Source organism: Aliivibrio sp. S4MY1 (genome assembly GCF_028765545.1).
Taxonomy (GTDB): Bacteria; Pseudomonadota; Gammaproteobacteria; order Enterobacterales; family Vibrionaceae; genus Aliivibrio.
Genome location: NZ_JARACP010000008.1, coordinates 70,507 through 93,235, shown reverse-complemented (window position 1 = coordinate 93,235; position 22,729 = coordinate 70,507). Strand labels below are relative to the sequence as shown.

The window sequence follows — 22,729 nt, the reverse complement described above, 5'->3', positions numbered from 1 at the left end:
AAAAGAGTAAGGTTACTCCTTCTAGTTGCTAATCAATATTGTTCTGTATTTTTGATTATTCTACCGAAAAACAAAAAATATCCGAACGATTTAATTTTTTCTTGTTCACACGAAATCTAAAAATATCATTAAGTATTTGGGGTGAATTAGGAGATAGGTCCCATACATATTATGTATATCCCCGATCGAGGATAAATCAGGAATTATCCCTTATCGGGGATAAAGCGATGCTCAAAAACCAATTACAAAAAATGGATGCAGACAAAACTACATCCATTTTCTTAATTACTCAAAGTAAAGCGACGAATTAACGTCTAGCTCTTATCCTAAATAACGCTTCTCTAGATGCGCCTTAAAGAAACTCGCATTTAGCACATCACCCGTTGCTTGCTTCACTAAATCATCCGTTGAGAATAGTGATGCCTTGCTCCAGATATTATCTGATAACCAAGTGAAAATAGGGCTTAAATCACCGCTTAATGTGGCTTTCTCTACATCTACGGTTTGTTTCATTGCTGCCATAAACTGTGCTGCGTACATTGCGCCTAATGTGTAGCTTGGGAAGTAACCAAAGCTGCCGTCTGTCCAGTGAATGTCTTGCATACAACCGTTTTTGTAGTTGCCCTTGGTGGTTAAGTCTAGGTACTGCTGCATTTTGGCATCCCACAGTTCAGGGATATCTTTGTAGCTAATGTTACCGTTCATTAAATCACGCTCGATTTCATAACGTAAAATAACGTGGGCAGGGTATGTCGCTTCATCGGCATCTACACGGATAAAATCAGGTTTTACACGAGTGTAGATTTTTTGCAGGTTATCTGTCTCAAAGATCTTCTGATCTGCGTTTATAAAGTTCTTTTGCACTAGTGGTGATAGTTGAGAAATAAACTCAGCACTGCGGCCTAATTGCATCTCAAAAAATAGGCTTTGGGATTCATGAATACCCATAGAGCGAGCTTGTCCTACTGGCAGACCTGCAAACGCTTTTGGTAATCCTTGCTCGTAACGTGCGTGACCTGTTTCGTGCACGGTTCCCATTAATGATTGCACAAAATCGTTTTCATCATAACGCGTAGTGATACGAACATCTGTCGGTACGCCGCCACAGAAAGGGTGCATACTGACATCAAGACGACCGTGATTAAAATCGAAGTTCAAAAACTTCATCACATCCAAACTCAGCTGGCGTTGTTGCTCTGTTGGGTAATTGCCCTCAGGTAAATAGATTGCTTCTGTTGCTTGTTTCTCTTGAATATTTTGAATGAGCGTTGGTAGCCATGATTTCACGTCGCTAAATACTACATCCAGTTTTTCAGTGGTGGTTCCCGGTTCGTATAGATCAAGCATGGCATCGTAAGGGGTTAACCCTGTGATGTCTGCACGGATCTGAGCTTCTTCTTTTGATAGCGCGACAACTTCTGCAAAGTTCTTACTAAAACCTGCCCAATCATTCTCACCACGTTGAGTACGCCATGCATGTTCACATTTAGAACCGGCAAGAGATTGTGCTTCGACTAAAGCTTCTGGTAGGGCAGTAGTTTGTTGCCATTGAGATTTCATTTCACGAAGGCTTGCTTGTTCATTAGTAGATAAAGATTCTGATTCTGCTTTATCAAACCATTCTGCTAGCTGCGGGGCATTACCAAGTTGATGCAAATGAACAGACAGCTCAGCCATGGCTTCTGATCTTGCTTCATTACCGCCCGATGGCATTACGGCAGCTTGATCCCAACCACAGATAGCGGAAAGATGCTCAAAACGAGAGATTTTTAAATGGTGTTGAACGAGTTTTTGGTAATGGCTCATAGATATTCCTTCATTTTAATTATTCTAACTTTTAATGATTGTAACTCTATGTTTATCACTAGGTAAAATATTTACACTAATCAATGACATTAAACAGATAAAAAAATACCCCGCATTTAGCGAGGTATTAATGATCACAAACAGTGACAATGGGTTAACTGATTTTTACTGGCCAACCATAAGATATGTATTCTTCAGCCAATTTCTCGGCAATGTCGCGAGAAACGGTTGCTGAAATCCAGTTACCAAACCCCATTACTCGATATTCAAATTTTACGTGATTCATTACTCATCTCCCCCTGAATTAATGCGTGTACTTTATCGGGCTTCGTACCAAATAACTTTCGAATTAAGGTCAAATAGATCTCTATATGGCCTAATTTATATATATCTATTAAGTTTATTGAATGCAGGGGAATATATAGAGTTATTACTCAAATTTATAAATGCAACAATTAATGATAGTAAATTCGTGTTTAATCGTTATATTAACAATAATCTTAATCAAATATGGATATAAGCATGATAACGGATTTTTGGGCATTCTTTATTGCTATATTGTTATTAACAATGACTCCCGGGTTAGATACTGCACTGGTTATTCGTAATACTACTCGTGGTGGTTGGAAAGATGGAGTAACGTGCAGTTTTGGTATCTGTTGCGGTTTGTTTGTGCATGCCACTATGTCTGCGGTTGGTTTATCCGTACTACTTGTAAGTTCTGCGGAACTGTTTACTGCGGTAAAAATCATAGGTGCTATTTACTTGATTTATTTAGGAATACAATCAATAAGAAGTACATTTAACCAGCATTCATCAGGAAGTGTTAGTCATGTGATAGATCGAGAAAGTCGGCCTTTAATGCTTTCATTTAAAGAGGGCTTTTTATCCAATATATTAAACCCAAAAACAGCGGTTTTTTATTTGGCTTTATTACCACAATTTATTAACCCTGAATACAGTGCGTTTGCTCAATCATTACTGATGGCGAGTATTCACTTTATTATTGCTATGCTTTGGCAGGGTGGTATTGCGCTACTGGTTGAAAAGGCGAAAGAGTTAATGTCTAGCGATAAGGTAACGAAACGCATAGAAAGAGTGACTGGAGCCGTATTAGTTTTATTAGGTGGGAACTTATTGGTTTCAAAATAAAACTCGTATTAAATAAGAATGCTATACATGGATGTTGTTGATTTCATGAATAGCATTCTTTTTTTGCTAACTCTATTTTGAACGAGCTGAATCAATCACGCTACCGATTTCTTCAGCTATTGTATTTTCTTCGCTTGGATTTTTATCTTTCTTGGCAAAGTGTACGTGTATATCTTGCTGCGCAAAAGGGATCGAAATTCCTTCTTTATCAAAGCGCAGTTTTACCTCGCGGGTAATATCCCAATATACATCCCAATAATCATCGGTTTTCACCCATGGGCGTACAATAAAATCGACGGATGAAGCACCAAGTGTATGAACACGAATGTTTGGTTCTGGTTTTTTCAATGCGGCAGGGTGGGCATCCACTATTTCAGCAAGAATTTTCTCTGCGTGCTCGATACTGTCGTCATAGCCAATACCAAATACCATATCGACACGACGTAATCGTTCATGAGTGACGTTTTTAATTACATCACCCCAAATCTTACTGTTGGGTAAAATAATGATTTGGTTATCGAAAGTTTTGATCGTGGTGTTAACAAGGCTCATGGAGCTTACCTTGCCAGATACACCACCAGCTTCAACAAAATCCCCCACATCAAATGGACGGTAGATAAGTAGCATCATGCCTGACGCAAAGTTGGATAAGGTGTCTTGCAGTGCAAAACCAATAATAATACCGGCAACACCAAAGCCTGTAAGAACGGGCGCGAGATCTAATCCAATCTTAGAGAACGCAATTAAAATACCAATAAAGTAAATGAGCTTACTCGACATAGATACAAAGAAATCTTGCATTAATTTGCTCATTCGTAAATGCGGTTGTACAACGGCTTTTAGAACAACACGACTAGTGAGTTGAGCTACCATACGAGTCGCAAATAATATTAATACAAAGACTAAAAATTTTAATAGCTGATCTGGAGCGTGTTTCAGGAGCCAATTACTGCCTGATGAAATCCAATTACTTAAGATTGCGGCAATAACAGGAAAGTTGAGTATGTCTTCTGTTAAGTTTCCGGTAGTAAAAAACAGCTGGCGTTTGTAATCTGTGGTATTGATGTTTAATTGATCGGCAATAGCTATTAGTTTGCTTAAACCATAAGTTGAGTTTGTGACTTTACGTTGAAAAATTAGATGTTCTAAGGTGAGAGATGTTTTTTCTGAATCAGAAGATCGTTGAAGTTGGTCTGAAAGCAATTGCTCTCGACTGTTATCAAAGCTTAAAGAGGCTGAAAGAAATTTGATTTTTTGATCGATGAACAGCGTAAATTCAGCCAATTTGTTATCTTCAGGACTGCCAAGTTGTGCGAGCCATTGATAGTTTTCAAGTTGATCGTTTAAAGCTAAGTAATAATAGTCTTTTGATTCTTTTAAGGTGTTTTGTAGTGCAAGTTTTTGTTCAATCGTCGCTTTATCTAGCTTTTCTTGTTTTTCTTTAATGCTTTTATCAAGATAAGCGATAGAACGATTGGCATAAGCGACTTGATTTTTTACTTCAGTAACCAGTAGAGGAGTAGTTGTTTCATCATGGCGTTTAATTAAATCGGCTAAAACGGCTCTTAGTTGGTTATTTTTCCCAAGTTGCTGAACACGAATAACAGCAAGATCACTTCCTGTAAATGACTCTGCTTCTTGTTTAAGTCGAGCAACTTCTGTGTTTATTTTATCTAAATCAGCCAGGTCTTGAGCTTCATTCGCAAAAGTAATAGTACTGAAAAGTAAAAAGAATCCAATAAGATAGCGCATAGTGCCTCTACTGCTGTTGAAGTGGTATTAAACCTATTGTAATGAAATATATAGGAAAGTGGCAGAAGAACTTTATTGTAGAATGTCATAAAAATGAAAAAGCAGCCGAGAAAGCTGCTTTTGCTAGAACGTACTGAACAGATTGTTAACCAAGCTTTTTGTATTCAGCAATTAGAGCTTTGAAGAAAGAAATCAAAAATCCGATCGTCATCACTAATATAACTGAGCCAAATATTAGAGTTAATATTTCCATATATCACCTCGTAAACTAGTTCTAGGTGAGTATAGCATTATTATGACTTTCTTTATTTGAATTCGGTTAATTAAATGTATCAATATGTGTTTTTTTTGATTCTTTCTTTAAGCTGGCTCTTAATTATATACAACTTCTTTGGTGCCATTTTTTTGTTTACTAAAGAAAAGTTGAGTTTCTTCAATGATAATGTGACGCAAGGCGATTAAACCAATTAAGTTTGGAATAGCCATCAAACCATTAACAATATCTGCAATCACCCAAATAGTATCTAGGTGCATATAAGCGCCGGATGCGACTAAAGCTATAAAGATAATTTTATATGGGAGAACGCTTTTAGTACCAAATAAATAGGTTACACAGCGCTCACCATAATAGTTCCAACCTAAAATAGTGGTAAAGGCAAAAAACATTAATCCAATCGATACTAGGTAAGGGCCTAGTTGTTCAGAGCCTAGACCAATAGCAAATGCTTGAGTTGTCATTAATGCACCAGCAGAATCCCCTTGCCAAACACCAGTAACGACTAAGGTTAACCCTGTCATAGTACAAATGATCACAGTATCAAAGAAGGTACCAGTCATTGAAACAAGGCCTTGCTTTACACAAGAATCCGTTTTTGCGGCAGCGGCAGCGATAGGAGCACTACCAAGACCTGATTCGTTTGAGAACACACCACGTGCTACACCCGACTGAATAGCAAGCATGATAGACGCACCGATAAAGCCACCCGTTGCTGCTGTACCTGTAAAGGCGGATGAAATGACTAATTGAAAGGCTGCAGGTAGAGCTTCAGCTTGGAATAATAATACCGAAGCACACGACACAACATAAATAACCGCCATGGTTGGAACAACTTTTTCTGCTACTTTCGCAATAGATTGAATGCCGCCAAGCGTTACAACGGCAACAAGAACCGTAAGGATGCCGCCAGTTAACCATGCAGGCGCATTCATTGTGAGGTGAGCTGAATCAACAATCGCGTTAATTTGTGGGAAAGTACCAATACCAAAACAGGCAACGCCTAAAGCAAATAGGGCAAACAATTTAGCTAGCCACTTATTACCCATGCCGTACTCGATGTAGTACATAGGGCCACCGATCATCTGGCCATTGCTGTCTGTTTTTCTGAATTTTACCGCTAATAAACACTCAGCGTATTTTGTGGCCATTCCAAATACGGCAGCAAGCCACATCCAAAATAGAGCACCAGGTCCACCCATTTTTATTGCGGTAGCAACACCTACAATATTGCCCGTACCAATAGTGGCAGACAGGGCGGTGCATAATGCAGCAAAACTAGAGACATCACCTTTTCCTGTACTTTGATTTTCTTCTTTTGAGAAGACCATTTTTAGTGCAGTCGGTAAGTGACGAAGTTGGAAAATACGAAGTCGAAACGTAAAGTAGATACCTGTACCCACTAATAAGATCAATAGAGGTGGACCCCAAATGAAGTTATCGATAGTAACAAGCGTATTGTGAAAAGTGTTCATGGTTTCCCCTTAATAAAACATATAGAAAGGAGAAGAGAGAGTGGTGTACTAAAACTAAAAAATAGGCAATAGTATAGAGCCGAGATTAATCGGATCACTTTCTCCTCTGTCCTTTTGCCTGAGAGTTTCACCGTTATCATTTTTCAGATAACGGCTTGCTCCTTCGGCGGCCGATTTAACGGCTCTCTCCAGAGATTCCTCCAACTACAGTCCTCACCTTATTCATAAAAAATGAACTAGGCACCTGAAAGATTTACTTCTTCGGTGGGCGTTGCCAAAAATGGCGTTGCCGCTCTCCTGCAGTCTTCATCGGATCAACAAATTGTAAGCTACGTAGTAGCTAAGTTGAGTATGTTAGACAAGTCACATTTTTTTGTCATGCATTTTATTTACAAAATAGATAAAAATTGATCGAAAACGGTTTCTTTGTTCAAAATAACAACGATAACTCAAGTATTTAGAGTGTAAAAATGTGCTAAAGTATAAGAAAAGCGAGGTGTACTATGTTACGAGTTGCTGTCATTATTTTATTGTTTGCTCTTTCGGCACTATTGTTTAAATACAGAGCAAATGAAAAAATTCAAAAATCGGTGGTTTATACGTCAGTGTTTGGTGTTGTTATTTATGTGGCATATATCATGATTTCAGAACTGATCCGATAAACTGTTTTGTTACTTATAAAATGTGTAGAGTATGCATCTATACTATCTATTGTTTATATATGAATGCTTGAGGTTAATGCGTGAGTGTAGAAAATCAAACCAGAACGACTGACGATCATGACGAAGACGTTATCATTATTGAAGAAAAATCAAAAACAAGTCATTGGGTTGCTGGGGTTACCTTAATCATTGGTGCGATTACGGGTGGTCTCATTGGTTCGAGTCTGTCTGATAATAAATGGTCTGCGGCTTATACTCAGCTAGAAGCGAAAACCAAGCAATATCAAACTGAATTAAAGCAAGCAAATGAGAAAAGTGCAGAGCTTGATATCCTGATCTCAAAAGAGAAGGAACAAGCGTTAGAAGCGCAGCAAAAAGAGCATGATGTTGAAAAAACGCAATTACTTACAACGGAAGCTGATAAGCGCTCGTCACTAAGTAAAAGTGTAGGGGCATTAACGTCTCAAAAAGCATCACTTGAAATGCAGGTAGAAGAGCAAGATAAGCAAATCACGACGTTGAGCAATCAAGTTGATTTGCAGCTTACGATGCTTTCTCGTGCAAAGCAGTTATTTCAGCGTCAGCTACAGTTAAAAGAAGAAGCGGGTGATCTAGAAGTAAAAATTGAAGTGACAGGGGCTAATGAGAAGCAACTTGCTAAAGATTGTGCTGTGTATTTGGAAGGCAAAAGTTGGGATGTGAAATCGGACGTATGTAAGCGTCAAGAAGAGGCAAAAAAACAGATTGCACAATATAATGATGAACTTCAATTATTACAGATGGACATTAAAGAGATCGATCGTATTAGCGAAGATTTAGGAATGTAAGTACTTTTCTCGAATAAAAAACCACACATTGGTGTGGTTTTTTTATAGGCTTAAATTGTATTGAGAATTATTTCAGTAATTGGAGAAGATGAGTGAGTGATCAATCGGCGAAATTTGTTCAGGGCTCTACAATGCGTCATATATTGGTGATGTCGGGAACGGCTTCTATCGGATTAATGGCATTGTTTGTTGTTGATTTACTCGATATGTTTTTCATTAGTATGCTGGGGCAGGTTGAGTTAGCGGCGGCTATCGGGTTTGCTGGGACAATTATTTTCTTTTCTACTTCTGTTTCTATTGGCTCATCCATTGCAATGGGAGCTCTTGTTTCTAAGGCATTAGGAGCAAAAGAAAATGATAGAGCAAAACAGCTGGCTTCAAGTACTTTAGTTATCGCTTTTATTGTAAATAGTATTGTTACCATCATCATGTTCTGCTTTATTCCTGAGTTGCTTGCAATGATAGGGGCAAAAGGAGTAGTGGCAGAGCGAGCACAAGCGTACCTTTCTATTTTATTACCAAGTACGCCTATTATCGCGATAGCAATGGCTGCTGGGGCAGGCTTAAGGGCTGTTGGTGATGCGAAGCGTTCTATGCTTGCAACGCTTTATGGCGGTCTTGTGAATGCAGTACTTGATCCTATCTTTATCTTTGGTTTTAACATGAATGTGGAAGGGGCTGCGATTGCTTCTGTTATTTCACGTTTGACGGTTTTAATTTTCTCACTCTATCCATTAATCGTGACTCATAAATTGGTCACACTACCTCAATGGAAAGACATCAAACATCATACGCCCGCCATATTTACTATTGCGATCCCGGCAATTATTACCAATACCGCAACGCCAATTGGAAATGCGATAGTGACCTCGACACTTGCGCCATTTGGTGAAGATTTTGTGGCTGGTTTCGCCGTTATTGGCCGATTAATCCCTGTAACGTTCGCTGTGATTTTTGCTATGTCAGGTGCTGTTGGACCTATTATTGGACAAAATTACGGTGCTAAACGAGTCGATAGAGTAAAAGAGACCTTAAGAAATTCATTATTATTTTCATCGGTTTATTGTGTCTTCGTTTCTTTGATTTTGTACCTACTTCAAGATCAAATTATTGCTTGGTTTAGCTTGGTGGACGATGCTGCTCTTATTATGACGACATTCTGTACCGTGGTTGCTATTACTTTCATTTTTAATGGTGCCATGTTTGTTGCGAATACGTCTTTTAATAATTTAGGCAAGCCATTGTATTCAACGGCACTAAATTTAAGTAAAGCCACTATTGGTACTTTGCCATTCGTTTATTTTGGGGCGCAGTGGTATGGCGGCATTGGTGTTCTTTATGGACAAGCTCTAGGTAATATTGTGTTTGGTATTATCAGTATTTTGGTATTAAAAATTCATGTTTCTTATATGGTTAAAGAGCATTGCAAAGCCGTTTCGTCTGAGGATACTTTAGGGGATATTACGGTAACCATGACACCATTTTGTAATAACGATGCAGTGATTATGCAAAGTGGTGTTGAGAATAAGGAAAAGTTAGATCATCCCTCTCTGTCGGGATAAATAGACCATCTAATTAGTTACATTGATATTATAAAAGTTAACTCTAATAAAAAGGGTGCCGTTGTATAAATAAAATACAGTCGCCACCCTTTGTTATTTTAAGTCTTGGTACTATTTTTGTTTAGAGAGTTTTCTGCGTAAGAAACCAAACCCAAACAATGAAGCCAGCGCAAAAAAGTTAAATGATGCTGCTTTTTCATACTCGAGTGAAATTACGATAGGATCATGGTCGGATGCTGAATACATGTCATTGTATTTCGCCATGTCCCCCGTGTATTTCGGGCTGTATTCAAATAAATTACTTTCTGCTGCATTAATGTGCCAATCTTCAATTTCAGTAATACGTTCAACCAGTGATTCATTGGCTAAGGCGTGGTCAAGATTACCTAATTCACCAGAGTAGGTGTAAGAGAAGGTCTCTGTGCCATGTAGGTGTGTGTTTAGGTTGATATAACCATAACCTTGGGTTATTTGGCTGCCCGTTTCTTCATAAGGGAGTGGGTTACCTTCTTTATCTGTACCGAGTGTGGTGTAAGCTGCAGTAAAGATATCTCGGTTGTATTTCTCTTGGCTGTAATCGGTTAGTGTTAGTAGGGGATCTTCCATGCCATAGGCGTTCATATCACCTAGGATTAGAATATCGCCTTTAACGGTTTCAAGATCATCACCAATGGCTTTCGCTGCGGATACTCTAAAGCGGTTACAGTTACCTTGTAGGTCGGCTGGGTCGTTGTCTTCTTCAAAATTCTGCCATTGCTCGATACATTCAGAGCCTTTTGATTTTAGATGATTAACCACGACGGTTAATGGCTCTTTGGCTTCTTTAACCATGAATTCTTGCACTAGGCTATGACGCTGGTATTTGTCATAAGCAGGGTTAAATTCAATGGTGCCATTGTTGTCTCGAGTAATGGTATTTTCGGCAATGTGTTGTTCTGGTGTTTTGATAACACGTGCTTTGCCTTTGAGTTTCACTTCACTTGGACGGTAAAGCAGGGCAACCATAATGGCATCTGAGCCTAAGTATTCGCCTTGGTACTTGTCTTTGCTTTTAATCTCAACGTATTTGTAGTGATCTTCTTCATCTTCAAATTGTGCATTTAATGCAGTGGTTAGATCATTAATCGCACTGTTTTCACCAAAGCCATTATTTTCTACTTCCATTAAACCAATAATATCGGCATCAATAGCAACGAGTGCCGATAAGATTTTTGCTTGTTGAACAGCAAAATCATCCGCATTAACGGCACCACGGTTTTGTCCTGTAGGGTTTGCATCACCGCCAGTCGCTACTGAGGTGAAGTAGTTTAATACGTTAAAGCTTGTGATGGTTAAATCTTTATCATCAATACTTGGTTCGTCTGTTCTCTCAACGTTAAATAGGGTTGAACCATCATCATGAAGTGCTTGAGTAATGATATTGTCTTGAGTGATGGTGTTTGAGGCAACTAAACGGTACTGACCGTAAGAGTAAGCAACAACACCTTCTAGGCCTTCAATACGTGCACCTAAACGTAGGTAAGAATCCGCACTGCCATCTTGGTCAATATCAGTACCAAAATCAGGGAAGTAAGGTACTTTTCCGTTCGCGGCTTTGTTATCAGATTCAATAGTAATTTGGCGTTTTGCATTTTCTTCTGCTAATGCAATGGCTTCAGGGCTTTCTGCAGCAAATAACTGTGTTGGCTTGAATAACGGTTCACCATGAGATAACACCATGTTGTTACGCTTGCTACCATAATCAAAGCTAAAGTTTCGTGTAATACGCAGGTCTGAATGAGAAGTGAGTTGTACCTTCATTCCTTCATGGCGCTCTAATGCGTCTGCTAATGTTTCGCCTTCATTAATAACAAGTTTATTGACCTTAGCTGGAGATTCAGTCCTTTGAACTACGTAGTTATTGGTATCAGGCTTTAGTTGTGTTTGGTTATAGTATTCTTGAACCTTGGCTTTTACGCACACAATTGCCCCTGGTTGGATCTCTTGTGATGGCGCACTGCCTGTGCTTACGAAGATACCTTCTGAGCTGTTGGGATCAAAGTCATCATTCAAACCCTGTAAATAAAAGCCTTTTAACAAGCTTTCACCACGCGCAGTCACAATACCTTGAACGAAGTATTCGTTTTCTGAAATAAATCCACTGGTCACTAGAGGCGATTTACTGCCTGTTCCTTGAATTTGGTTAATTTCGGTAAAGGTTGGAGTCGCACCTGAATTGGTTTCACAAGCAAACGCAGGGGGTGGCGTTACGCCTTCTTGATATTCACCAAGGCCTTCAATATTGTCTTTTGGTTTTTCAAGCCACATAGCAGCATCAAACGTTGTGCTAGGTGTTAAATCTGCTCGAACAAAACTCTTATCTTTGCCCCAATCTACATCGCCATCAATACCAATTCGATCATGCTCTACGCCATCTTTAAACAGCATATAAGTTTCGTCGCCATTGTGATTTACAATGCTTTCAGTACTGTTTGTTACGGTTAGGATTGAGTCAGATGATCTACTGTTTGAAATAACGTAAACGCTTTTTGCATCTAAGGTAATTGAGGATAAATCGAGATCATTTTTCCATTTGTTTAACCCATTGTATTTGGATTTAAGTACGTAACCAGAGAGTGATATCGCGTTGTCACCAGTATTACTAATTTCTAATGATTTATTGTAACTTCCGCCTTCAACATATTGAGAAATTATAATTTCTGCGTATGCATTACTAGAGAGGGCTAAGCCAACAGCCATAGCGATAGAGGTTTTTAATTGAGGTCTTTTCATTTCACTGCTTTCCGTAGTCATGTTATATGAATTGATGTTTTTTATTTGCTTTATCTATAATTCAAAGCTCTCATATTGATATGTTATAAACATTACTTTTACATGAATAATGTGAGACTAAGCAGTGTCGTTACGCTATAAATTTGGCAGAAGTCAATTTACTAACAAAAATCGTAATAGTGTATATACAAACAGGTCCTGTTGAGTGGATGCAAATAAATATGCATTGTTTAAGGTTAGATTACATTGAATGTAGATATGGATCGTAGAGAAATGGATAACTATGGAGTAACTCTTTTGTTGTATAAATAATGTGCAATGATAGCTCGCTAATGAGCTGTATTATTTATATGTATATAGGAGATCATTAAATGAATAAGGTTCAACTCTCAACACTTGTTGCTTTGGGGGTACTTTCACAACCTGTTATTGCTTTAGATGAGCCAAATACCGCAACAATTGCGATTTCACTGGCGATGAATTATGAGAGTCCAGTTGATATTGATGCCTACTGGTTGAGTGAAAAACTCGATGGCATAAGGGCTTATTGGTCTGGTTCTGAGCTGTTAACTCGAAAAGGACACAAATTGCACGCGCCAGATTGGTTTACCGATCCTTTGCCTGATCATCCTATTGATGGGGAATTATGGGCAGGTCGTGGTGGTTTTCAAAAGGTAGCAAGGACGGTGCTTGATTCTGAGCCTGATGAAGCGTCTTGGAGAGACATTCGATTTATGATGTTTGACTTGCCCAACTCTGCAGGGATGTTTCCAAAACGGTATTATGAATTATCAACCATGATTAAAGCACTTGATATCCCACATTTAAAATTAGTAGATCAACATCCGATAAGCTCTGAAGAAATGCTGTTTGATGTATTAGAAGATATTTCAGCACGAAAAGGGGAAGGGGTAATGTTGAGAAGAGTTGATGCTGTATACCGTCCTGGACGACATGATGATCTGATTAAACTGAAAAAACATCAGGATGCAGAAGCAACTGTTATTGGCTATACCGCAGGAAAAGGAAAGTATCGAGGTATGGTTGGGGCATTAATATTGAAAATGCCAGATGGAAAAGAATTTAAGATCGGTAGTGGGTTAACCCAAGCATTAAGAGAAGAGCCGCCAAAGTTGGGGCAGCAAATTACTTATCGATATAATGGTTATACAGATAACGGAATTCCCAAATTTGCACGATATCTTGCAGTGCGAGAAGGGTATTAACGATAGAGTGCTTATTTTAGATGCACTCTATCTTTGAGGGATTGTTGAAAAATGATTAAGCGATTATTGGCTTGACGCTATCACGCACGACTAAAGTTGGCTCAAGCTGTATTACATGATTAGTTTCTGATTTGGTTTGGATTTTTTCCAATAATGAATCAACGGCTTGCTGCCCTAATCGATGTTTTGGCTGATGGATAGTAGTTAATGATGGCGTAATGTATTTAGCCATTTTAATATCATCATAACCCACAATAGAAAGATCATTAGGCACAGAAATACCTTTTTTATTCGCGCAATTAATGACACCCATTGCCATCATGTCATTACACACAAAGAGTGCGCTAGGTAACTTCCCTCGACTATGAAGCTCATTAAAAGCGGCCTCTCCACCTTCACATTCAAAGTCACCAGAGGCAATCCATTCTTTATTGATCGCTAATCCTGATTCCTCCATCGCTTGCACAAAACCACTTAAACGTTGTTGTGCTTGTAGTTTGTTGAGAGGGCCAGTTAGACAACCAATTTCAGTATGACCTTGTTCAATTAAATGCTTTGTTGCTAGATAGCCACCGTGATGGGAGTTATCTTGAATTTTGTCACTTGGAAAATCAATTAATCCCCAATCCATTACCACTGTTGGTACAGCTTGGTATCGAGAGAATAATTCAAGTACTTGGTTTTCAATTTCGGTACACATTAACAATAAGCCATCAACACGCTTTTGCAGTAGGGTGTCTAAGCTTGAATGAACGCGTTTTGCATCGCCTTCGGTATTGCATAGGATCAGGTTATAGCCCATTTCATAACAGCGTCGTTCCACGCCTTTTACTACTTCACCAAAGAAGGGGTTGGTAGAGGTGGTAACTAACATGCCAAAGGTTTTTGTATGATTGACTTTTAAACTGCGGGCGAGTGCAGAGGGGGCATAATTAAGCTCTGATACAGCAGTCATTACTCGCTCAGAAATATCATCACTGACAAAGCGTGTTTTATTTAAAACATGACTTACTGTAGAGGTTGAGACACTTGCATGTTTGGCTACATCTTTGATTGTTGCCATAAATTCAATCCTTTATTTATGTCTTTATGAGCAAATCACAAAGGTATTTCGCTCATAAAGACATCAAAATCGGTATTAATGCTCTAGTAAAAAACGTTCTACTTCTGTAATAGAAGGAATAGAGGTTTGAGCACCCATTCGAGTTACTGAGATTGCCGCCGCAGCATGAGCAAATTTGATTGCATCGTCCAATTTACGGCCAGACTGTAATCCTGTTAAAAACGCGCCATTAAAAGTATCACCGGCACCTGTTGTGTCAGTTGCTTGAACTCTAAAGCCTTCAACTTGGCGACCAGAACCATTTTGGCTGATCCATACCCCTTTACTACCAAGGGTGATCATTACCGTTTCAATACCCTTTGCATGAAGGGCGTCAGCAGCCAGTTGAGCACTTGCCATATCGGTTACTTCAATGCCTGTTAGTAACTCAGCTTCTGTCTCATTTGGAGTAATCATATCAACAAGTTGCAATAAGTCATCACTTAATTGATGCGCTGGAGCAGGATTTAGTACAACTTTAGTACCTGCGGCTTTGGCAACTTGTGCCGCTTTTTCTATGGTTTCAATAGGGGTTTCAAGCTGCATTAATAGGGTATCAGCCGCTTCAATTAATCCGTGATGAGGAGCAATACGATCAGCTGTTAATCGTGCATTTGCTTCAGCAGAGATACAGATGCTGTTTTCACCGGTTGCTGCTACTTGGATCATCGCAATGCCGGTTGGTGTATTTTCTTCTATCATTACGGCTTGGGTATTAATGCCATCGATTTTAAATGCTTCAATCATTTGGTGACCAAAGCTGTCATCACCTACGCTTGCGATAAATGCGATATCAGCGCCTAAACGCGCAGCAGCAACAGCTTGGTTTGCGCCTTTGCCACCAGGAATAACGGAATAGCTGTGACCGTGTAACGTCTCACCTGGGCGAGGGAATGATGCAACTTGAAGAACGTGGTCTGCGTTTACGCTACCTAAAACAACTAATTTATTCATAATGTGCCTTGTTTCTTATCTGTGACCGGAATATGGTCTTAAAACTTATGGGTAAATGGGCGAGCAGTTTATTGATTAACTCGTTCATTTAACGATAGGTTTTAGGTGTTTCTATATTTGGGAAGAAGGAGCACTGATACTGGTTGTTGTGAGCGTATCAATGCTCCGTTTTTATTACTTTATAAGTTAATTATTTAGTAATAACTTTTAGGTCAACAGGAATGAATTTCTCAACCTTTTCGCCTTTAAGTACTTTAACTGCTGTTTCTACACCAAGGGCCCCAATTAGGTCTGGTTGTTGTGCGATAGTTGCACCAAGTAGACCACGATTAACTGCTGCGATACCATCTTCAGTACCATCAAAACCAACGATTAATACGTCTTTACCTGATGCTTGAACTGCACGTAGAGCACCTAACGCCATTTCATCATTTTGAGCAAATACCGCTTGAACATCAGGGTTTGCTGCAATCATGTTTTCCATTACGTTAAGACCTTTAGTACGGTCAAAATCAGCAGGTTGGCTACCAAGTAGAGTCAGATCGCCATTATCAACCGTTTTCATGAAGCCTTCACCGCGCTCACGTGCAGCCGATGTTCCAGCGATACCTTCAAGTTGGATAACGCGTGCTTTTTCGCCTACTTTTTCCATGATGAATTTACCTGCCATCTCACCACCAGCAACGTTATCTGAGGCAATATGGCTCACTACGTCACCACGGCTTGCACCACGGTCAAGCGTTAATACAGGGATGCCAGAGCGGTTAGCCATACGAATCGCATTTGAAACAGCATCTGAATCGGTTGGGTTGATAAGAATTGCTTTTACGCCACGAACCGTAAGATCTTCAATGTTTGAAAGCTCTTTACTTGGATCATTTTGAGAATCCAGAACAATCAGTTTGTAGCCTAGGTCTTTTGCTTTTGCCTCAGCACCTTCTTTCATGGTGACGAAAAATGGGTTGTTCAATGTAGACACGACCATTGCCATTGTATCTTGAGCCGCAGCTGTCGATGCGAAAGAGGTAGAAAGTAGGGCTGCCGAGATTAGGGTTGCTAACTTTTTCATTCTATATTCCTTGTAGAGTGTAGGGCGGCACAATTCAAACAGGGTATGTCTGGTTGTGCCTATTTTTGTTTTAAACAGCAAACGAATGTATAGGGGTGAAATTTTTGTATTGCGTTCTTATATAATTTAGTGCGTATTACTTGCTCTTGTTGTCCACTAATACTGCCAGTAGGATAACTACCGCTTTGGCAATCATTTGGTAGTAAGAAGAAACATCTAATAAGTTCAGTGCGTTGTTTAAGAAGCCGATAATCAGAGCACCAATTAGCGTACCCATGATGCGACCTTTACCACCAGCTAGGCTTGTACCACCAAGTACAACCGCTGCGATAGCATCTAGCTCATAACCCATACCTGCTGTTGGTTGAGCTGAAGAAAGACGAGACGTTACGATTAAACCAGCCAGTGCAGCAAGTAGACCACAGATAGCGTAAACACCGATCTTAACGCGATCTACGTTGATACCAGATAGGCGAGTTGCAGATTCATTACCACCGAGTGCGTAAACGTAGCGACCAAAGCGTGTGTGATTTAGTAAGTACCATACAGATGCAAACACGATAACCATTAGCCAGATTGGAACTGGGATGCCAAGTGCGTAACCTGTCCCAAACCATGCAAAGCTGTCTGCAACATCAGTAAAGCCTGTTGAGATAGGGCGACCTTCTGTGTAAACCATGGTCACACCACGTAATAACGTCATTGTTACTAGCGTTGCAATGAATGCTTGAACTTTACCTTTAGCGATAATAATACCGCTGATTGCACCTAGAGCAGCACCCGCAAGTAGCGCCGTTGGAACCGCAATCATTACCGGAATTTCGAGGCCAATCATGGTTGCAGCAAAGGCACCACAAAGGGCTAATACAGAACCGACACTTAAGTCGATACCTGCAGTTAGAATAACCAGTGTCATACCCACAGCGATAATCGCGTTAACTGAGGTTTGACGTAAAATGTTTAAGATATTGTCGACAGTGAAAAAGTTGTCGTTTAAAAAGGAAACCACGACAATTAAAAGTAATAGCGCGATTAACGATTTTTGCTCAATCAGCCATTCTTTAGAAAACATGCCGCCTTTCTTTTGTTGCGTTTCAGATGAAGTCATTGATTTAGTGCTCATGCTATTACCTCGATGTTTTGCTCAACAGTTTTACCTACTGCACAAGCCAATAATTTTTCTTGGTCGGCATCTTTTGCCATGAATTCGCCACTGATACGGCCTTCATGCATAACTAAGATACGGTCGCTCATTCCTAGAACTTCAGGCATTTCAGATGAGACTAAAATGATACTCATGCCTTCCGCTTTAAATTGGTTAATTAATTGGTAGATTTCTTTTTTCGCACCAACATCCACGCCACGTGTTGGCTCATCTAAAATCAGCACTTTAGGGCGAGTCATTAAGCCTTTAGCAATCGCCACTTTTTGTTGATTACCACCAGACAAGTTACCAATAATTTGATCGCGAGTAGGGGTTTTAATATTGAATAAACGAATGAAATCTTCTACTGCTGTGACTTCCGCGTAATGATCAATCTGAATGCCTTTTGATAACTGATCTAACGAGCATAAAGACATGTTCTCTTTAACCGATAAGCCAAGTACTAAGCCATCACCTTTACGGTCTTCAGAGATATAAGCAATGCCGTTTGCCAAACCATCACGAGGAGAGATTGGGTTAATCATCTTGTTGTTTAGTTTGATAGCGCCACAGGTCATTGGGGCGGCACCGTAGATAATTTTCATTAACTCAGTACGGCCTGCACCCATTAAACCCGATACACCAAGGATCTCACCGCGATCTAATGAGAAGCTAACATTATGAACACCAGGACCAGAAACATCGAACAGCTCTAATGATTTTTCATTGTGTTGAACATCAATGCGAGGGTATTGCTCATCAAGGCGGCGGCCTACCATCATTTCAATTAATATATCTTCATCAATATCTGCGACAACACGTTCACCAATGAATTTTCCATCACGAAGGACAGTAATGTCATCACAGATCTCGAAGATCTCTTTTAGACGGTGTGAGATATAAACAATGCCACAACCTTCATCACGTAGTTCGTTAATTACTTTAAATAGGGATTCAGTTTCAGTATCCGTTAAGGCATCAGTTGGCTCATCCATGATGATAACTTTAGATTTGAACGACAGTGCTTTGGCAATCTCAACCATTTGTTGCTCACCTAAACTCAGTTCGCCTAATAGCTGACGAGAGTGGTGTTTTACATTCAAACGTTTCAGTAGAGCATCTGCATCACTGTACATTTCAGCCCATTTGATGCCGCCAAATGCATTGGTTTTCTCACGGCCTAAGAAGATGTTTTCAGCAATGGTCAGTTCAGGAATAAGGTTCAGCTCTTGGTGAATAATACTGATACCTGATTCTTGAGAGTGCTTAGGGCCATTAAAGTTAACCGCTTTACCTTCGTAACGGATTTCACCAGCATCCATTGCGTAGATACCAGTTAATGACTTCATCAAGGTTGATTTACCCGCGCCATTTTCACCCATCAGGGCCATGACTTTGCCGGGATAGACATTAAGACAAGCACCATCCAGAGCTTTCACGCCTGGAAAGGCTTTCTCAATGCCGTTTAATTCTAAGATAGCTTGAGTCATAACGTGTCCTATTTAAAATACAACGCCAGATTGGAAAATAACGTTAGCATAAGGAGTACATTCACCTGTGCGAACAATCGCTTTGCTTTGCTGTGTGTGTACTTTAAATGCCTCGTGAGACACGTAAGAGACGATAATTGATTTTCCACACAGTGCTTCTTCAGCAGCAATAAGTGTCATCAGCTCATCGTGCAGTTGTGGGCTAACGGTTTTGAACTCTTCAGCAACAATTACGCCTTCAATTTGCATTTCAGACAGCGTCGCTTTTACGGTATCAATAAAGGTTGGTATTCCCTGAACTAATGCTAAATCGATTCGTTGTGATTCTTCAAAAATCGGCAGGCCAGCATCGCAAATGGTGACTTCATCAGTATGGCCAAGTGTGGCGATTACATACGATAACTCTGCGTTTAGTAGTGTATTTTTCTTCATGAGAATACCTTTAGTTAATTAATTATGAACACATACTGCTTGTTTAATGCTCATCGAAACGTTTGCGTAAACGTTTCGATGGTGAATTTAGAGCAATAAATAGCACTTTGCACCCAAGAATGTAACTAAGTGTGATCAAACGCAGGAATCTAATTGATGAAAGACTGAATAAGAGATCTTAGTCAAATTTTGGTGGGTGGGATGGATTAAAGATAAAAGACAGGAGAGAGAAAGGTTACTCTAAATTACTCTATTTTTAAAAGGGATAAGGTACAACCATGAGTAGTATTGCAAATGACATCATTAAATCACTAGAGCAAGCGGTTGAAATAAAAAAAGGAAATTTAGAAGGTAACGTTACACGTTATGAAATAGCAGACGTGAAGGCCATACGAGAACAGTTACATGTAACGCAAAAAGAGTTGGCAATGGCAATTGATGTCAGTGTTGATACCGTGAAAAGTTGGGAGCAAGGAAGACGTAATCCAACAGGTTTAGCTAGTAAGGTACTTAATTTATTAAGCAAAGAACCAGAGTTGTATTCTAAATTTTCGGACCAAGTGTAGAGTCTGAATAATTCACCCAAGGATCAGTTCATTATCTAGTCGCCAGCTTCTTACTGACGGTTAAATATTGCTATCTAATCAACATATGATTCGTTTTGGTTACGCTACGATGATGGGTGCAAATATATTACTTTTAAATGTGCAATCTCTAGGAACTAAAACATCAATTGAATATCGAATGACTACTTACTACTTCAGTATAACGAATAGATTGGCGTTTATTATTTTAGAAATTTAACATTGAGGTTGAATAATGCGTGTAACCAATTGTCTTTATTTAGGTCTTGTTTTATGTAATGCACCGTCAGCCATGGCTGAGTTAGAGACGACGGTGGTCGTTAAGGGAGATAAGTTCGTCTATGAAGGGGATATCTCTGACGATGCTAATGAAACGCTGTTGTCGTTATATAAAAATAATGGACAGATTAAAACATTAGAAATTAAGAGTTATGGTGGAGAAATTAACCTTGGAATGGATCTCGGTGAGTTTGTTTATAAAAATAACTTAACCGTTGAAGTGAACGATTATTGTTTTTCATCATGCGCAAATTATGTATTTCCAAGCGGAAAAAGAAAATTAATAAGTAACCGTGCTGTTATTGGTTTTCATGGCGGGGCAAGCAGTAACGAATTTGATGATAGTGAGTTTGAAAAAGAGTTAGCCAGTCTATCTATTCAGCAACGTGAAGAGACATTAAATGAAGCGGCTAACTATATGAAAGATTCGATAAAGCGTGAGGATGCTTTTTATTCCATGATTGGGGTTGATCAGAAAATTACAACATTAGGTCAAAGTGACGATTTCTCTCAGTTTGACGAAGGAGGTTATGATGGCTGGTACTACTCAATATCTGCTTTAAATAAATTAGGTGTTGATAACGTCTTTTTGATTGAACCTCAGGTGGAATATAAACCAATCAGAAGTGATTTAACGCTTTTTGAAATTGATGCTGATAAATTTTAATAAACCACATTATTAAGCTGGATTTATTTATAAAGAGAACAAATGCCAAGTTATTAGAGTGACTTGGCATTTTTATTATCTAAAGCGATGTAAATCATGATGTATTAATTATTTAAATATAAACTGAAGGCTAATTAAATAGAAACTTCATTTATACAAGGATGCAAAATGAAAACTAAAGCTTTGTTTATTGGTACCGCCTTAAGTGTATTAACTGGCTGTGCGACAACCTTACCAACAGTTAATGATATTGATGTAAATAACTTAGAAGAGAATCAATCAGTATTGATTTTTTCAGCAGGCGCATATGAAGCTTGTAAGATTAATACGGTTCAAGTCGTAGTGAAAAAATCTGAAAATGAAGCGTCACTTGGAGATAGCATAGGTGTATATCAACTAAATAACGGATATATTGATAGTTTTTTTGAATCAGAATATGGTTTAGTTTATTCAACAGTACTTGAGCCGGGTACTTATGATTTCTGGCTATCTAATACGAACCCATTTTTTAGTTATGATGAACCGATGATTACCGAGTCATTTACATTAAAGTCAAAAGAAATAAAGTATATCGGTGAGATTTATGGTGACCGCTGTGGTGGTAATGGAGACATTACGATTACGGTACATAATAAAAATGAACGAGATCTTAACTATATCAAAAATAATGTCGCAGAGATCGATATAAATAAGGTTGTTGTGGAACCAGTAAAAGCCATTCCACGTGATGATAAAGCAGAAGAGTAGATTGTTATTACGGTTGGTTTATTGAAAAACAGTAGTTTATAATACTTAGATAGCCTTAAGTATATTAAGTTATTTGTCTAAGAGAGTAGATAGTGAACAATTATTTCGAAAGCCCTTTTATTGGTAAGTCATTAAAAGAGCAAGTAACTAACCCCAATATTATTGTTGGTGAGCACAGTTACTATTCTGGTTATTACCATAATCACAGCTTTGATGATTGTGCTCGCTATTTGCTTTCTGATAGAACAGATATTGATAAGCTAATTATTGGTAGTTATTGCTCTATTGGGTCAGGGGCTGTTTTTATGATGGCAGGAAACCAAGGGCACCAACATAAATGGGTAAGCTCCTTTCCATTTTTCTATCAAGATAACGATAACTTTGCTGATGCTAAAGATGGCTTTGAACGTGCTGGTGATACCGTTATTGGTAATGATGTTTGGATTGGTACAGAAGCAATGATCATGAGTGGTGTCACTGTGGGTGATGGTGCAATCATAGCAAGTCGTGCTGTGGTGACTAAAGATGTAGAACCATACTCCATTGTGGGTTCAAATCCGGCTAAACATATCCGCTATCGTTTTACAGAGACTGAGATTGTTCAGCTAGTAGAAATGAAGTGGTGGCAGTGGAGTGAAGAGAAAATTAAAGGTGCAATGGACTTACTGTGTTCGTCTGATATTAATGGCCTTTATGCGTATTGGAAAAAAACGATTTAATTAACCGTAGAGGGCATAAATAGGCTAAAATAAC

20 protein-coding genes and 1 riboswitch are annotated in these 22,729 nt (G+C 39.0%); of the genes, 9 read left to right on the top strand and 11 right to left on the bottom strand.

Annotated features, from left to right (window positions below):
• Positions 1 to 321: 321 nt before the first annotated feature.
• Complete coding sequence (locus PVK71_RS10655) at positions 322 to 1,806, bottom strand: carboxypeptidase M32 (protein WP_274418425.1); 1,485 nt, start codon at positions 1,804 to 1,806, stop codon at positions 322 to 324.
• Between the two features lie 154 nt (positions 1,807 to 1,960).
• Complete coding sequence (locus tag PVK71_RS10650; RefSeq protein WP_130044623.1) at positions 1,961 to 2,092, bottom strand: hypothetical protein; 132 nt, start codon at positions 2,090 to 2,092, stop codon at positions 1,961 to 1,963.
• 236 nt (positions 2,093 to 2,328) lie between these two features.
• On the opposite strand from PVK71_RS10650, the gene PVK71_RS10645 reads away from it, so the two are divergent.
• A complete protein-coding gene (locus PVK71_RS10645; RefSeq protein WP_274418424.1) occupies positions 2,329 to 2,958 on the top strand; it encodes a LysE family translocator in 630 nt (209 codons plus the stop codon).
• Positions 2,959 to 3,030: 72 nt separating this feature from the next.
• Here the strand turns inward: PVK71_RS10645 and PVK71_RS10640 are convergent, their stop codons facing one another.
• Together PVK71_RS10640 and PVK71_RS10635 are read right to left on the bottom strand one after the other, a co-directional pair.
• Positions 3,031 to 4,710 (bottom strand): mechanosensitive ion channel family protein, encoded by a 1,680-nt coding sequence (locus PVK71_RS10640; protein ID WP_274418423.1) that lies wholly within the window; start codon positions 4,708 to 4,710, stop codon positions 3,031 to 3,033.
• A 372-nt stretch (positions 4,711 to 5,082) separates the two neighbouring features.
• Positions 5,083 to 6,459: an alanine/glycine:cation symporter family protein gene (locus PVK71_RS10635; RefSeq protein ID WP_274418422.1), complete on the bottom strand. Its 1,377-nt coding sequence runs from the start codon at positions 6,457 to 6,459 to the stop codon at positions 5,083 to 5,085.
• Between the two features lie 96 nt (positions 6,460 to 6,555).
• Positions 6,556 to 6,661: riboswitch (glycine riboswitch) on the bottom strand.
• 301 nt (positions 6,662 to 6,962) lie between these two features.
• On the opposite strand from PVK71_RS10635, the gene PVK71_RS10630 reads away from it, so the two are divergent.
• From PVK71_RS10630 to PVK71_RS10620, 3 genes are all read left to right on the top strand, one after another.
• Entirely contained in the window at positions 6,963 to 7,121 is a 159-nt protein-coding gene (locus PVK71_RS10630) for a hypothetical protein (protein WP_274418421.1), read from the top strand.
• Between the two features lie 80 nt (positions 7,122 to 7,201).
• Complete coding sequence (locus tag PVK71_RS10625) at positions 7,202 to 7,948, top strand: hypothetical protein (protein WP_274418419.1); 747 nt, start codon at positions 7,202 to 7,204, stop codon at positions 7,946 to 7,948.
• Between the two features lie 92 nt (positions 7,949 to 8,040).
• The gene (locus PVK71_RS10620; RefSeq protein WP_274418418.1) at positions 8,041 to 9,510 is read left to right on the top strand and encodes an MATE family efflux transporter; all 1,470 of its coding nucleotides are present in this window, start codon (positions 8,041 to 8,043) and stop codon (positions 9,508 to 9,510) included.
• Positions 9,511 to 9,621: 111 nt separating this feature from the next.
• Here the strand turns inward: PVK71_RS10620 and PVK71_RS10615 are convergent, their stop codons facing one another.
• Positions 9,622 to 12,282: an ExeM/NucH family extracellular endonuclease gene (locus tag PVK71_RS10615; protein ID WP_274418417.1), complete on the bottom strand. Its 2,661-nt coding sequence runs from the start codon at positions 12,280 to 12,282 to the stop codon at positions 9,622 to 9,624.
• 371 nt (positions 12,283 to 12,653) lie between these two features.
• Between PVK71_RS10615 and PVK71_RS10610 the strand changes: the two genes are divergently transcribed.
• The gene (locus tag PVK71_RS10610; RefSeq protein ID WP_274418416.1) at positions 12,654 to 13,508 is read left to right on the top strand and encodes a DNA ligase; all 855 of its coding nucleotides are present in this window, start codon (positions 12,654 to 12,656) and stop codon (positions 13,506 to 13,508) included.
• A gap of 55 nt (positions 13,509 to 13,563) precedes the next feature.
• On the opposite strand, the gene PVK71_RS10605 is transcribed toward PVK71_RS10610, so the two are convergent.
• From PVK71_RS10605 to rbsD, 6 genes are all read right to left on the bottom strand, one after another.
• Complete coding sequence (locus PVK71_RS10605) at positions 13,564 to 14,571, bottom strand: substrate-binding domain-containing protein (protein WP_274418415.1); 1,008 nt, start codon at positions 14,569 to 14,571, stop codon at positions 13,564 to 13,566.
• A gap of 75 nt (positions 14,572 to 14,646) precedes the next feature.
• Complete coding sequence (gene rbsK, locus PVK71_RS10600) at positions 14,647 to 15,564, bottom strand: ribokinase (RefSeq protein ID WP_274418414.1); 918 nt, start codon at positions 15,562 to 15,564, stop codon at positions 14,647 to 14,649.
• Positions 15,565 to 15,754: 190 nt separating this feature from the next.
• The gene (gene rbsB / locus PVK71_RS10595) at positions 15,755 to 16,633 is read right to left on the bottom strand and encodes a ribose ABC transporter substrate-binding protein RbsB (RefSeq protein ID WP_274418413.1); all 879 of its coding nucleotides are present in this window, start codon (positions 16,631 to 16,633) and stop codon (positions 15,755 to 15,757) included.
• 136 nt (positions 16,634 to 16,769) lie between these two features.
• A complete protein-coding gene (gene rbsC, locus PVK71_RS10590) occupies positions 16,770 to 17,756 on the bottom strand; it encodes a ribose ABC transporter permease (protein ID WP_130047551.1) in 987 nt (328 codons plus the stop codon).
• Complete coding sequence (gene rbsA / locus PVK71_RS10585) at positions 17,753 to 19,267, bottom strand: ribose ABC transporter ATP-binding protein RbsA (RefSeq protein WP_274418411.1); 1,515 nt, start codon at positions 19,265 to 19,267, stop codon at positions 17,753 to 17,755. Before rbsA ends, rbsC begins: the two co-directional genes overlap by 4 nt.
• Positions 19,268 to 19,279: 12 nt before the next feature.
• Positions 19,280 to 19,699: a D-ribose pyranase gene (rbsD, locus tag PVK71_RS10580; protein ID WP_274418409.1), complete on the bottom strand. Its 420-nt coding sequence runs from the start codon at positions 19,697 to 19,699 to the stop codon at positions 19,280 to 19,282.
• Between the two features lie 278 nt (positions 19,700 to 19,977).
• On the opposite strand from rbsD, the gene nadS reads away from it, so the two are divergent.
• From nadS to catB, 4 genes are all read left to right on the top strand, one after another.
• Positions 19,978 to 20,265: a NadS family protein gene (gene nadS / locus PVK71_RS10575; protein ID WP_274418408.1), complete on the top strand. Its 288-nt coding sequence runs from the start codon at positions 19,978 to 19,980 to the stop codon at positions 20,263 to 20,265.
• Positions 20,266 to 20,518: 253 nt separating this feature from the next.
• The gene (locus tag PVK71_RS10570) at positions 20,519 to 21,229 is read left to right on the top strand and encodes a peptidase (RefSeq protein ID WP_274418406.1); all 711 of its coding nucleotides are present in this window, start codon (positions 20,519 to 20,521) and stop codon (positions 21,227 to 21,229) included.
• Between the two features lie 168 nt (positions 21,230 to 21,397).
• The gene (locus PVK71_RS10565; RefSeq protein WP_274418405.1) at positions 21,398 to 21,976 is read left to right on the top strand and encodes a hypothetical protein; all 579 of its coding nucleotides are present in this window, start codon (positions 21,398 to 21,400) and stop codon (positions 21,974 to 21,976) included.
• Between the two features lie 92 nt (positions 21,977 to 22,068).
• Positions 22,069 to 22,695 (top strand): type B chloramphenicol O-acetyltransferase, encoded by a 627-nt coding sequence (gene catB, locus PVK71_RS10560; RefSeq protein WP_274418404.1) that lies wholly within the window; start codon positions 22,069 to 22,071, stop codon positions 22,693 to 22,695.
• Positions 22,696 to 22,729 lie beyond the last annotated feature (34 nt).

Excerpts from the sequence above, each read along its gene's own strand:
- rbsA (WP_274418411.1), bottom strand. The coding sequence starts at position 19,267 with ATGACTCAAGCTATCTTAGAATTAAACGGCATTGAGAAAGCCTTTCCA.
- nadS (WP_274418408.1), top strand. The coding sequence starts at position 19,978 with ATGAGTAGTATTGCAAATGACATCATTAAATCACTAGAGCAAGCGGTT.
- PVK71_RS10635 (WP_274418422.1), bottom strand. The coding sequence starts at position 6,459 with ATGAACACTTTTCACAATACGCTTGTTACTATCGATAACTTCATTTGG.
- PVK71_RS10615 (WP_274418417.1), bottom strand. The coding sequence starts at position 12,282 with ATGAAAAGACCTCAATTAAAAACCTCTATCGCTATGGCTGTTGGCTTA.
- PVK71_RS10605 (WP_274418415.1), bottom strand. The coding sequence starts at position 14,571 with ATGGCAACAATCAAAGATGTAGCCAAACATGCAAGTGTCTCAACCTCT.
- PVK71_RS10630 (WP_274418421.1), top strand. The coding sequence starts at position 6,963 with ATGTTACGAGTTGCTGTCATTATTTTATTGTTTGCTCTTTCGGCACTA.
- PVK71_RS10650 (WP_130044623.1), bottom strand. The coding sequence starts at position 2,092 with ATGAATCACGTAAAATTTGAATATCGAGTAATGGGGTTTGGTAACTGG.
- PVK71_RS10655 (WP_274418425.1), bottom strand. The coding sequence starts at position 1,806 with ATGAGCCATTACCAAAAACTCGTTCAACACCATTTAAAAATCTCTCGT.
- PVK71_RS10610 (WP_274418416.1), top strand. The coding sequence starts at position 12,654 with ATGAATAAGGTTCAACTCTCAACACTTGTTGCTTTGGGGGTACTTTCA.
- PVK71_RS10645 (WP_274418424.1), top strand. The coding sequence starts at position 2,329 with ATGATAACGGATTTTTGGGCATTCTTTATTGCTATATTGTTATTAACA.
- rbsC (WP_130047551.1), bottom strand. The coding sequence starts at position 17,756 with ATGAGCACTAAATCAATGACTTCATCTGAAACGCAACAAAAGAAAGGC.
- rbsB (WP_274418413.1), bottom strand. The coding sequence starts at position 16,633 with ATGAAAAAGTTAGCAACCCTAATCTCGGCAGCCCTACTTTCTACCTCT.
- PVK71_RS10565 (WP_274418405.1), top strand. The coding sequence starts at position 21,398 with ATGAAAACTAAAGCTTTGTTTATTGGTACCGCCTTAAGTGTATTAACT.
- rbsD (WP_274418409.1), bottom strand. The coding sequence starts at position 19,699 with ATGAAGAAAAATACACTACTAAACGCAGAGTTATCGTATGTAATCGCC.
- PVK71_RS10570 (WP_274418406.1), top strand. The coding sequence starts at position 20,519 with ATGCGTGTAACCAATTGTCTTTATTTAGGTCTTGTTTTATGTAATGCA.
- rbsK (WP_274418414.1), bottom strand. The coding sequence starts at position 15,564 with ATGAATAAATTAGTTGTTTTAGGTAGCGTAAACGCAGACCACGTTCTT.
- PVK71_RS10640 (WP_274418423.1), bottom strand. The coding sequence starts at position 4,710 with ATGCGCTATCTTATTGGATTCTTTTTACTTTTCAGTACTATTACTTTT.